This is a genomic window from Maritimibacter sp. DP1N21-5 (assembly GCF_019218295.1).
Lineage (GTDB): Bacteria > Pseudomonadota > Alphaproteobacteria > Rhodobacterales > Rhodobacteraceae > Maritimibacter.
In genome coordinates, this window is the sequence record NZ_JAHUZF010000004.1 from 529,894 (window position 1) to 539,704 (window position 9,811).

The window sequence follows — 9,811 nt, forward strand, 5'->3', positions numbered from 1 at the left end:
GTGCAGGACGCGCTTCCTCTTTGACCGCACCCGAGGATCGCGTCCGCATGACTTGCACCATCACAGGAACCGTGTCGAATTACGCGAACGTCGCCAAGGCGGGTGCCTTCGTGTTCTTCCGCCCATCCCCCGACCTGACCGCCCGGATCGGCGGCGACATCGCTTTGCCCGAGCGGCTTCAGTATGAAACCGACGAGGACGGCGCGCTTGAGTGCGAGCTGATCCCCGGCGGCTACGTCATGACCATCGTTCCCAAGGACGGCGTGGCGCGCTCTTTTCAGTCCGGGGTCATTGTCGATGACGTTGAGACCGCGACCCTCGCGAGCATCCTGACCGAAATCCCGATCTCGAACGCGAAGTCCGAAATCGTGTTGCTCACTGAAGCGGCGGGCGACCATGAGGACGCGGCGGCGGCCAGTGCGGCGGCTGCGGCGGCATCGGCCACGGGATCGGCGGATAGCGCGGCGGCCAGCGCGACCAGCGCCGGCAATTCCGCGGCATCGGCCACGGCGGCGGATGGGTCAGCTACGGCGGCGGCCGGAAGTGCCTCGGCGGCATCCGACAGCGCCGGTGATGCAGCGGCCAGCGCGGCGGCGGCGGAAGAGGCCGCGATCACCTACGCCATTGCACTCGGGTAACAGGAGACAGACATGGCACTCACCAACGCAACGCAAGCCGATGTCGGCACCAGCCCGGCGACGGTCTACACCGTCCCGGCCTCCACGGTCGCGACGATCATCAACATCAACCTTGCGAACACAGAGGCGACCCAGATCGAGGCGACCGTCACGGCCAACGGCGTCGTGCTCTTGCCCGCGATCCCAATCCCTGCCGGCGCGTCGTTCTCCTACGACTGCAAGGTCGTCTTGGAAGCCGCGCAAACGCTTGTCGTGACTAGCGACACGGCGGCGAGCCTCGACGTGTTCGTCAGCATGTTGGAGCAGGCCTGATGAGTGGATACAACGGGTCAACCCCAACACTGGTGACGCCAACGCCGGACTTGCTCTACCAACTCGGTCAGCGCAATCGCGTGATCAATGGCGCCTTCTCGATCAACCAGCGGGCCGTTTCAGGCACGGTATCAGTCGGGGCATACACCTACGCACATGACAGATGGCGCGGCGGGGACTCTGGCTGCACCTACACTTTCGCCACCTCAGAAAACTTGACGACTATTACCATCACGGCTGGTTCGTTGGTCCAAGTCGTTGAAGGCGCCACACTGCAAAGCGGCGCGCACACGCTGTCATGGGGCGGCTCCGTAGGCATGAAGATCAATGGAGGGGCGGCAGGCGTCAGCGGAATGCAGGCAGTCTTGACGGGTGGCGCCGATTGCTACTTGGAGACGGTGGGCACGGGGACACTTAACCTCGTTCAGCTTGAGCGTGGCGGCGTCATCACTCCCTTTGAGTTTCGGGATGACGAATTGCGTCGGTGTCGCCGGTATTACATCGGCTGGTCAGTGGCAGCTAACAAAGGGCCGATGTCTCAGCAGACAGAGAGTAGCGGCACTGGTTTGGGTTCCTCTGTTGTCATGCAGTTTGAAAACCCTCTGCGCACGACTCCTGCGGCGTCCGGCTATTTCAACGCATCGGCCGGTGGCTCGGTATCGGGCGCAGCCAGCATTGGGGGCGACGTTTCGCCCAATAGCGTCCGTTTTGGCGCAACCAACCGCTACGCCCACACGCTCGACACAGTTTCCATCGACGCGGAGATTTACACATGAGCGGCTACAACGGACGCACCCCGGTCCCGCAGGCGACCCGCACGGACCAATCGTTCATCGCGACCGCCTCGCAGACAACCTTCGCGACCCTCGGGTATACTCCCGGTTTCGAGTTGGTATGGCTGAACGGCGTGAAGCTGGTGCGTGGAGACGACTACACGGCGGTCAACGGGTCGGACATTGTGCTGGCTTCCGGGGCAGCCGCAGATGATGTGCTTGAGTTCATCGCGTTCAAGACGTTCGAGGCTGCATCTTTCCTCTCCGGCGCGCATCTGGGGCCTCGGAATAGGATCATCAATGGCAACTTCGCGATCAACCAACGAGAAGTGTCGGGCACGGTTGTTCTGTCCGCAGGGGCCTACGGCCACGATATGTGGAAAGCTGGGGCGAGCGGGTGCACCTATACCTTCGCGACCAGCGAGAACGTTACGACGATCACGATCAGCGCAGGTTCTCTCAAGCAAATAATCAGCGGCGATGACCTGCAATCCGGCACCTATGTCCTTTCGTGGACCGGCACGCTGCAAATGAAGATCGACGGCGGCACGGCTGGCGACAGCGGCATGATTGATACTCTCACGGGCGGGACCGATGCCGAGGTTGAAACATCTGGCACTGGCGAAATGAGCCTAGTCCAGCTTGAGCCGGGTAGTGTTGCCACATCGTTCGAGCTTCTGGCGCGGACCGCAGAACTGTTGCGGTGCCAAGCATACTACGAAACGGGATACCAGGTTGAATACTCTAGCTCAGAAACTGCCTCAGACTTGCGGCGATATGTGAGTTTCAAGGTAACAAAAGCCTCCGTGCCTCACACGGTTACCGCAGCAGGTAGTAGATACACTGGTGGCGGCACCAGCGTTTCTGCAACCTACGGGATAATTAGCGGGCCCTACATTCACGGTTTTACGTGGAGAATTAATGCCAGCGACACCGAGGGGATGCAGCTCACTTGGACAGCAGATTGCAGTCCATGAGGAGCCCGTGATGTATACCGCCGTCCACGGAACCTTCGCGACATATTACATGAGGATTATCTAATGTCCAAAGCAAGACAGAACGCAGACGGCATCGAATACGGCTCGAACGCGAACGGGAGTTACACCAAGTTCCCCGATGGGACGCTGATTTGCTGGATGGATCACAGCTTCGGACCTCCGAGCGGCTGGTCGGGAACAGCGGGAAACAAACTTGAGAACTACACATGGACCTACCCCCATGCGTTCTTAGAGACGCCTCGGGTGTTCGCATCAGGCGATCAGGAGCAGGCGGCTGCAAACACGACCGGGGAGGTTATTATCTCGCCCCGCCGCCAGTTCTCAAACTCAGCGACAGCGGCGAAAATATCTGCGAAGGAAATTGGCGGCACGAATGATGGAAACAGCGCCGCTGGTAGCTTTCTCGCAATCGGTCGGTGGAAGTGATGTATACCGCCGCCCACGGAACCTTCGGAGCCATCATCACTGTCGCGGCATGGTCCGTCGCGGGGCCTGCTGGCGTGGTCGGGGCTCTGCCGCTGGCCTTTCTTTCGCACCACGTCCTCGATCGCTTCTGGGAACACCCCTACGGGCGGTTCCTGTCGCGTCAGCATATTCTCTGGGACGGCGTGCCGATCCTGATGTTCGCACTCGCGGCGTTTCTTTCCGGCATCCCTTGGGTCATGGTTTCCGGCTGGATCGCGGGCAATGCGATGGACATCTGGGACAAGGGCCGGAGCTGGATCCGCTATGGCTCGCCCTTCGCCGATCCCGGCTTCTGGCACAGACACAATCCCCCGAAATGGAGCATGAGCGACGGGCAGACAAAGGCGGTGGCGGTCCTCGCCGGCGCCCTGCCGTTTGTCATCCTCCTCGTTCTTCAAGGAGCATCGACATGAAATACCTCATCCCCGAGTGGAAACAGGCCCACCGCATGTGGTCGATCTGGGTTCTGGTCGCCCAAGCCGCCGCCGGCATCGGCGCGATCTGGGACGCCACGACGCCGGAGCAGACCGGACTGTCGGTCATGACCTGGGCGCTGATCAGTGCGGTTCTCGGCATCATCGGCATCCCAGCCCGGCTCCTGCAACAGAAGGACCTCGCCCGGAAGGTTGCCGAGATGATCCGCGACGAGGCCGGTGCGATCCGCAGCAAGACCGCCAAGGGCGCGGCGATCGGGGCGGCGGTCATGGCTCTGGCCGTGCCCGTGGTCGCGAAATGGGAAGGGCTCCGAACCGAGGCCTACCGCGATGTCGTGGGTGTCTGGACTGTCTGCTACGGCGAGACCGAGGGCGTTCGCCCGGGCGACGTTCACACCCGGGCCGAGTGCGCCTCGATGCTCGAGGAGCGGCTTTTCGAGGATTACTATGTCCCGCTCACCCGTTGCATCCCCAACCTGCCCATGGCCCCGGTCGAGGTGCAGGCGTCGTTCGCGTCGTGGACCTACAACGTGGGCATCGGCGCGGCGTGTAGTTCCACGCTCGCGCGGTATGCCCGGGCCGGTGACTGGCGCGCGGCCTGCGACCAGCTCCCGCGCTGGAACCGGGCCGGAGGGCGCGTTTGGAAGGGGCTCGACAACCGGCGCGCTGATGAGCGCGGGCTCTGTCTGTCGGGGCTGAAGTGATGGCGCGTATCGGCTCGAAACTCCGTTCCCTCGAAGGCGGGCGGGTCGCGTTCAAGTGTCCTGGCTGCGGATACATGCATCACGTCCGGGTCGAGGGCGAGGGGCGTCCAATGTGGTCGTTCAACGGCAATCCTGACGCGCCCACTTTCTCGCCGTCGATCCTCGTCACCTATGACGGTGCCGATGCGGGGATCGAGGACGCACCTCCGGCGCGCTGCCATTCGTATGTCACCGATGGCCGCATCCAGTTTCTGAACGACTGCACCCACGATCTGCGCGGGCAGACGGTCGATCTGCCCGATCTGGATACGCCATGAACCGCTTGACCCTCATCCTCGCCGCTCTCGGGCTGGCACTCGCGGCGGTGGGAGGCGGGACATGGTGGGTCATGTCGCTGCGGCAGGACGTGGCGCAGCTCACGCGCGAGCGTGACGCCGCCCTGCGCACGATCGAGGCACATGAGGAAGCCGCGCGCGTCCTCGATGCCCACATCAAGTTCCAGACCGCCGAGCGGCAGCGGTGGGAGCAGATCGCCAAAGACCTCGAAACCATGGAGGGAGCCGATGAGCCGCTTAGTGATTATGGCCGGGCTGTTCTTGACCGCGTGCGGTGAGGTGCCGCCGGTTACGCAGCCGATTCCAGACGAGCTTCTGCGCCCTGAAATCGTCACCTGCCCGCCGGGTGACACGGTGCGCGCCCTCGGCTCCTGCGCGATCGCGCTGCGCCGCGGGCTCGACACCGCAAACGACAAACTGACCAGCATCGCGGAGATCGTGTCTGATGATTGATAAAATGCCCACCGTCATCGCTGACCTCCCGGATCACGTGAAGGCCCTGATCGTCAGCGGTGCGGCCGGCGCGTTCGTGCGCGCGATCTACGCGCCCGAGCACCATTGGAAACGGCGGGTAATCGAGGGCATCGCCGGGGGCGCGAGCGCGGTGTTCCTGGGCGGTGTCGTCGGCCACATCATCAACGCGGCCACCGGCGCCGGGACCGCCTCCTATCTCGCGGCTGGTTTCGTGATGGGGGAGAGCGGGCTCGCGGCGATCCGCATGTTCCGCCAGATGATCCTGAAGGAGAAAGCGAAGTGACACATATCGACCTCTGGAACCATGTGGCCTCCATGGTCGCGGTCCTCGCGTGCTGGTGGCTGGCCCATCAATACGCGCGCGCCATCCCGCCCGGGCGTGTCCTCGCGTGGTTCCTGGCCGCGCTCGGCATGTCGATCCTTGTCACCATGGTCCAGCGCGCTAACGGTGCCGGGTTCGAGGGGCTGGCCGCGTTCAGTAAGACAAGCCTCGCCGCGATCCTCGTCGCGATTGCGTGGCGAAACTATCGGATCGGGAGGGATCGGTGATGCGAGCGATCATCCTTTCAATCGGAATCGCCGCTTGCCTTGCGTGGCCAGCCGCGCCGGTCCTCGCCAATGACAACTGTGCGCTTCGCTCGCAGATCGTGATGGCGCTCGACACCAGGTTCGGCGAGACGCTGCAATCGAAGGGCGATATGTCATCCGGCGAGGTGGTGGAGACCTTTGCGAACCTGCGCACCGGAACGTGGACAGTCATATTGTCCTACCCTTCGGGGCGCTCCTGCATCCTCGGTTTCGGACGGAAATTCGAGCAGCCCATTCCGGCCTAATCAGATCGCGACACCCTTGAGGATGCCGTGCATGTGTTCGAGGGACGCGCCGTGCCCGTATCTCTGGCGGTTGAGCGTGTGGCCCATGAGGTCGCGGCGAATGCGTTCATCGACCTCCGCCGCGAGAAGGCGATCCTCGAAACTGTGGCGCAGGCAGTAGAGCGTATGCTCGGGGGTCTCCTGTAGGCCGTTTTCCCGAAGAAACTTGTTCACGGTCGCGGATAGCGCCGGGTTGTCGGCATAGCGTGGGAACCCGCGCGGGTTCTGCCGGAACGCTTCCAGGCTCACGCCGGTCAGTGGGATGGACCGCCGGCTATACTGGCTTTTCAACTGCCGGCCCTCTGGCGCGATGACGATGTGCGGGATCGTCGCATCGAGGACGATGTGTTCGGGCAGGAGGCTTGCGGCCTCGCTCGGGCGGTATCCGGTGTTGATCATGCCGATGAGGATGCCGCGCGCCTGACCATTGAGCCCGGACAGCGCGCCCGGCGCGAGCAGCTTCTCGCGGATCCACGTGGTCGAAAACGGCGGCCTGTGGCCTTTCTCATGTTCTGCGATACGCAGGCGCCCGACGAGGTTTTCCACGTCGAGGCCCAGACGCTTCTTTTCGTTCAGGCGCCGCAGGACCGACGCGATGTAGGTGAAATCCTTGTTCGCGCTGTTGGGCGTCAGGTTCTCGCGCTCGATCTTGTCCTGCCACCATTGCACCAGGTCGAGCATGTCGTCGCGGGTCAGTTCCGAGAGCGGCTTGTTCCCGGTGATCGCCAGCAGGTTCTTGAACGCCTTGATCTGGGGATTGCGCCAACGCCGGAGTTGGTCCGGGCTTTTCCCCCTGATCTTGTCCCGGGCGAACGGCCAGTATTCATCGAGGATGCCGGCGAGCATGATCTCGGGCGGCTTCACCACGCCGAGCAGCGCGTCGGCCTCCTGTTTGTTCACGCGTCCGATCCGATCGGTCGCGGCCTCGATGCGCTCAACGATCTCTTCGACGGGCAGGCGCGCGACCTGTTGGACCGGCAGGAACCTGAACCCGCGCTTCTGGGCGATCTCGCGCGCCGCGGCGAACCGGTCGTCAGCGTCGTCCGTGTCACCGGCGAGCCGCGCCTCCCATCCGTCGATGAGTTCGGCCCATGCGGCTTTCGCCTTCAGTTCGGCGACGGCGCGGCTGTCGGTCTTGAGGGAGATTTTGACGAAGGTGCGGGGATCGACCTTGGCATAGCGCCGGGGCACGCGCCTGCGCATGTGGTAGACCCCGCCTCGTTCGATCAATGACACTTCGCTTCCCCTGCCGACTCGCCGCAGGGTGCCGAATTGGTGTAAAAACGGCAAGATGAAATGAGGCCCGATTTGTGACCCAAAACGTGACCCAAAGCGTAGCTTTTTCTCGCGTCTTGTTCGGTGTATCCCTTGTTTTTATGGCGCTAGTGCATATTTAGTGTCGGACTTCGTCTCCGCCACAAGCAAATGGAACCGAAATCCAACTGCATGGCCAGCTCTCAGGAGAGTGCCACCCTATTGATTGGCGTGGCCGAACGCATAGTCGGCGGAACGAACGCGGCTTCGCCCATAGAATCGCCGCTCATGCAGCTTATAGAGCAGCCTTGAGGCGCGGGGTCGCGAAATCGATGAAGGCCCGAAGCTTCCGTGGCAGCATTTCCTGACCGCGATAGACCAAACTGACAGGCAGCGGATCGGGAGCGTGATCGTCGAGGACAGTTACAAGTCGTCCTGCACGGACGGCTTTTGCGATCTGATAGGACAACACGCGCGTCATGCCCACGCCGGCGATGGCCGCATCGATTGCGGCTTCGGCCGTATTGACTGTCAGACGCAAACGGGGCGTGGCAGGCCGTGCCGCCGCTCCCCTTCCGAAGGTCCAGGCCTCGGATAGGGCGAAGGCCGAGAAGGTCACGACATCATGGCCAACAAGCTCCGCCGGATTTTGCGGACGGCCCCGCCTTTCGATATAGCTGGGGCTTGCGCAGACCACACGACGGATCGTTCCGACCTTCACGGCGACATCGCTGCTGTCAGGCAGCGTCGCGATGCGTAGGGCCAGATCGATGTGTTCGTCCGCAAGGTGCAAAAGCCTGTCGGCAAGGACCAACTTCACATCGGTTTCCGGATAGGCCTGCAGGAAGGCCGTGACGATCGGCAGAATGTGCAGGCGTCCGAACACGATAGGCGCGGTGATCACCAGTTCCCCCTTCACAACCGCATATTCGCCAGCCGCCGCCCGCTCGGCCTCGGCGAGGTCTTCGAGGATGCGCCGGGTCGCGACCAAATAGGCTTTTCCAGCCTCGGTCAGGCTGACGTTGCGTGTTGACCGGATCAGCAAGCGCGCACCGAGATGCGCTTCGAGATCGGAAACTTTGCGGCTAACCGTCGAGAGCGGCACACCGAGCCGCCTTCCGGCGGCCGACAGGTTCCCTGTTTCCACGACCGCATGGAGAATGGATATCGCATCAAACCGGTCCAAATCACCCTCCCGAAAAATGGAATTTTGATTGCCGAAAATAAAGGATTATCCCGAAAGATGCCAGCCGCTATCTATCGCTCGACCAGAATGACTGGCCATAACCCAAGGAGGCTTTCACATGTCCCGCATTACCTATCCCGCCGATATCGCAGCCGCTTCCGAGGCCGCGCAACCTTTGTTGCAAGCGGTTGAAAAACAGCTGGGGTCTGTCCCCAACCTGTTCCGCCTCGCCAGCGTCAGCCCGGCCGCCCTGGAAGGCTATCTCAGCTTGTCCGGTGCCCTTGGAAAAGGACGCTTGCCAGCCGCGACCCGCGAACGCGTCGCTCTGGCGGTGGCACAGATCAACGGCTGCAACTACTGCCTCTCGGCACACACCTATCTTGGCACGAATCTCGCCAAGCTCGACGCGGCCGAAGTCGCCGCCAACCGTGCCGGCCGTTCGAATGATCCCAAGGCCGACGCCGCCGTGCGCTTTGCCGCGAAATTGGTTATCGAACGCGGCCACATCAGCGCCGAGGATCTGCACGCGGTGCGCAATGCCGGCTATGACGATGCCCAGATCATCGAGATCGTGCAGCATGTCGCGCTGAACACCTGGACCAATTACCTGAACGAGGTTGCACAGACCGAGATCGATTTCCCCACGGTGAATGCCGACGAACTCGCGGCATAACCGTAGCGCGGTGGCCGGGCCGCTCCCCAACCCGGCCACCCGTCTTTGAGGCCCAGAACTGAAAGGACGCATCAATGAGCCGCCCCCCTCTCCCCCCTTCAACAAAGACAGCGCCAGAGAAAAGGTCCGGCTGGCCGAGGATGCCTGGAATTCTCGCGCTCCGGCCAAAGTGGCGCTGGCCTACACGCCGGAAAGCCGCTGGCGCAATCGCGCTGAATTCCCGGTTGGGCGCGCTGAAATCGAAGCCTTCCTGGCCCGCAAATGGGCGCGGGAACTGGACTATCGCCTGATCAAGAAGCTTTGGGCAGTCTCCGGTAATCGGATCGCCGTGCGGTATGCGTATGAATACCACAATGACAGCGGACAATGGTTTCGGGCGTATGGCAATGAAAACTGGGAATTCGCCGAGGATGGACTGATGGCGGTCCGCCATGCCAGCATCAACGAACACCCGATCCGAGAACACGACCGCAAGTTCCACTGGCCCTTGGGACGCCGCCCCGACGACCACCCCGGTCTCGACGATCTCGGGCTATAGCGAGGATCGAATGGACATTTTCTATTCCAGCGATGTGGTAGTGTCCCGGGAGATGGTGTAGGAACTGGCGTCCACCTGCTTCTTCATAGCTGGTGCTGCTCGTTCACTGCGCGGCGATCATCGTCGCCGCGCCGGTATCGTTGCACACGGCCGTC

17 protein-coding genes are annotated in these 9,811 nt (G+C 62.4%); 15 read left to right on the forward strand and 2 right to left on the reverse strand.

Going from position 1 to position 9,811, the window contains the following annotated elements; genetic code table 11:
* Positions 1-47 precede the first annotated feature (47 nt).
* The 13 genes from KJP29_RS07250 to KJP29_RS07310 all read left to right on the forward strand — a co-directional run bounded on the left by KJP29_RS07250 (position 48) and on the right by KJP29_RS07310 (position 5,966).
* Complete coding sequence (locus KJP29_RS07250; RefSeq protein WP_218462893.1) at positions 48-638, forward strand: hypothetical protein; 591 nt, start codon at positions 48-50, stop codon at positions 636-638.
* A gap of 12 nt (positions 639-650) precedes the next feature.
* Positions 651-950, forward strand: coding sequence for a hypothetical protein (locus tag KJP29_RS07255; protein WP_218462894.1), 300 nt, complete (start codon positions 651-653; stop codon positions 948-950).
* Positions 950-1,726, forward strand: a complete 777-nt coding sequence (locus KJP29_RS07260) for a hypothetical protein (RefSeq protein WP_218462895.1) — start codon at positions 950-952, stop codon at positions 1,724-1,726. Before KJP29_RS07255 ends, KJP29_RS07260 begins: the two co-directional genes overlap by 1 nt.
* The gene (locus tag KJP29_RS07265; protein ID WP_218462896.1) at positions 1,723-2,700 is read left to right on the forward strand and encodes a hypothetical protein; all 978 of its coding nucleotides are present in this window, start codon (positions 1,723-1,725) and stop codon (positions 2,698-2,700) included. Before KJP29_RS07260 ends, KJP29_RS07265 begins: the two co-directional genes overlap by 4 nt.
* Before the next feature lie 63 nt (positions 2,701-2,763).
* Positions 2,764-3,147 carry a hypothetical protein gene (locus KJP29_RS07270; protein ID WP_218462897.1) on the forward strand — a complete coding sequence of 128 codons (384 nt, stop codon included), beginning with the start codon at positions 2,764-2,766 and terminating at the stop codon, positions 3,145-3,147.
* Positions 3,147-3,599, forward strand: a complete 453-nt coding sequence (locus KJP29_RS07275; protein WP_218462898.1) for a hypothetical protein — start codon at positions 3,147-3,149, stop codon at positions 3,597-3,599. Before KJP29_RS07270 ends, KJP29_RS07275 begins: the two co-directional genes overlap by 1 nt.
* On the forward strand, positions 3,596-4,324 hold the full coding sequence (locus KJP29_RS07280; protein WP_255553462.1) for a lysozyme: 729 nt from the start codon (positions 3,596-3,598) through the stop codon (positions 4,322-4,324). The genes KJP29_RS07275 and KJP29_RS07280 overlap by 4 nt, the downstream gene beginning before the upstream one ends.
* On the forward strand, positions 4,324-4,641 hold the full coding sequence (locus tag KJP29_RS07285) for a DUF6527 family protein (protein ID WP_218462899.1): 318 nt from the start codon (positions 4,324-4,326) through the stop codon (positions 4,639-4,641). The genes KJP29_RS07280 and KJP29_RS07285 overlap by 1 nt, the downstream gene beginning before the upstream one ends.
* Positions 4,638-4,937 carry a hypothetical protein gene (locus KJP29_RS07290; RefSeq protein ID WP_218462900.1) on the forward strand — a complete coding sequence of 100 codons (300 nt, stop codon included), beginning with the start codon at positions 4,638-4,640 and terminating at the stop codon, positions 4,935-4,937. Before KJP29_RS07285 ends, KJP29_RS07290 begins: the two co-directional genes overlap by 4 nt.
* A complete protein-coding gene (locus KJP29_RS07295) occupies positions 4,906-5,112 on the forward strand; it encodes a hypothetical protein (protein ID WP_218462901.1) in 207 nt (68 codons plus the stop codon). The genes KJP29_RS07290 and KJP29_RS07295 overlap by 32 nt, the downstream gene beginning before the upstream one ends.
* Positions 5,105-5,416 carry a hypothetical protein gene (locus KJP29_RS07300; RefSeq protein ID WP_218462902.1) on the forward strand — a complete coding sequence of 104 codons (312 nt, stop codon included), beginning with the start codon at positions 5,105-5,107 and terminating at the stop codon, positions 5,414-5,416. Before KJP29_RS07295 ends, KJP29_RS07300 begins: the two co-directional genes overlap by 8 nt.
* Positions 5,413-5,682 carry a hypothetical protein gene (locus KJP29_RS07305; protein WP_218462903.1) on the forward strand — a complete coding sequence of 90 codons (270 nt, stop codon included), beginning with the start codon at positions 5,413-5,415 and terminating at the stop codon, positions 5,680-5,682. The genes KJP29_RS07300 and KJP29_RS07305 overlap by 4 nt, the downstream gene beginning before the upstream one ends.
* Entirely contained in the window at positions 5,682-5,966 is a 285-nt protein-coding gene (locus tag KJP29_RS07310) for a hypothetical protein (RefSeq protein WP_218462904.1), read from the forward strand. Before KJP29_RS07305 ends, KJP29_RS07310 begins: the two co-directional genes overlap by 1 nt.
* On the opposite strand, the gene KJP29_RS07315 is transcribed toward KJP29_RS07310, so the two are convergent.
* Positions 5,967-7,241 carry a DUF6538 domain-containing protein gene (locus tag KJP29_RS07315; RefSeq protein ID WP_218462905.1) on the reverse strand — a complete coding sequence of 425 codons (1,275 nt, stop codon included), beginning with the start codon at positions 7,239-7,241 and terminating at the stop codon, positions 5,967-5,969. It lies immediately after the preceding gene.
* Positions 7,242-7,554: 313 nt separating this feature from the next.
* On the reverse strand, positions 7,555-8,445 hold the full coding sequence (locus KJP29_RS07320) for a LysR family transcriptional regulator (RefSeq protein WP_218462906.1): 891 nt from the start codon (positions 8,443-8,445) through the stop codon (positions 7,555-7,557).
* 118 nt (positions 8,446-8,563) lie between these two features.
* Between KJP29_RS07320 and KJP29_RS07325 the strand changes: the two genes are divergently transcribed.
* Together KJP29_RS07325 and KJP29_RS07330 are read left to right on the forward strand one after the other, a co-directional pair.
* On the forward strand, positions 8,564-9,118 hold the full coding sequence (locus tag KJP29_RS07325; protein ID WP_218462907.1) for a carboxymuconolactone decarboxylase family protein: 555 nt from the start codon (positions 8,564-8,566) through the stop codon (positions 9,116-9,118).
* 70 nt (positions 9,119-9,188) lie between these two features.
* A complete protein-coding gene (locus KJP29_RS07330; protein WP_218462943.1) occupies positions 9,189-9,656 on the forward strand; it encodes a nuclear transport factor 2 family protein in 468 nt (155 codons plus the stop codon).
* The last annotated feature ends 155 nt before the right edge of the window (positions 9,657-9,811 follow it).

Coding starts and splice junctions, on each gene's coding strand:
- KJP29_RS07250 (WP_218462893.1), top strand. CDS start 48: ATGACTTGCACCATCACAGGAACCGTGTCGAATTACGCGAACGTCGCC.
- KJP29_RS07255 (WP_218462894.1), top strand. CDS start 651: ATGGCACTCACCAACGCAACGCAAGCCGATGTCGGCACCAGCCCGGCG.
- KJP29_RS07260 (WP_218462895.1), top strand. CDS start 950: ATGAGTGGATACAACGGGTCAACCCCAACACTGGTGACGCCAACGCCG.
- KJP29_RS07265 (WP_218462896.1), top strand. CDS start 1,723: ATGAGCGGCTACAACGGACGCACCCCGGTCCCGCAGGCGACCCGCACG.
- KJP29_RS07270 (WP_218462897.1), top strand. CDS start 2,764: ATGTCCAAAGCAAGACAGAACGCAGACGGCATCGAATACGGCTCGAAC.
- KJP29_RS07275 (WP_218462898.1), top strand. CDS start 3,147: ATGTATACCGCCGCCCACGGAACCTTCGGAGCCATCATCACTGTCGCG.
- KJP29_RS07280 (WP_255553462.1), top strand. CDS start 3,596: ATGAAATACCTCATCCCCGAGTGGAAACAGGCCCACCGCATGTGGTCG.
- KJP29_RS07285 (WP_218462899.1), top strand. CDS start 4,324: ATGGCGCGTATCGGCTCGAAACTCCGTTCCCTCGAAGGCGGGCGGGTC.
- KJP29_RS07290 (WP_218462900.1), top strand. CDS start 4,638: ATGAACCGCTTGACCCTCATCCTCGCCGCTCTCGGGCTGGCACTCGCG.
- KJP29_RS07295 (WP_218462901.1), top strand. CDS start 4,906: ATGGCCGGGCTGTTCTTGACCGCGTGCGGTGAGGTGCCGCCGGTTACG.
- KJP29_RS07300 (WP_218462902.1), top strand. CDS start 5,105: ATGATTGATAAAATGCCCACCGTCATCGCTGACCTCCCGGATCACGTG.
- KJP29_RS07310 (WP_218462904.1), top strand. CDS start 5,682: ATGCGAGCGATCATCCTTTCAATCGGAATCGCCGCTTGCCTTGCGTGG.
- KJP29_RS07325 (WP_218462907.1), top strand. CDS start 8,564: ATGTCCCGCATTACCTATCCCGCCGATATCGCAGCCGCTTCCGAGGCC.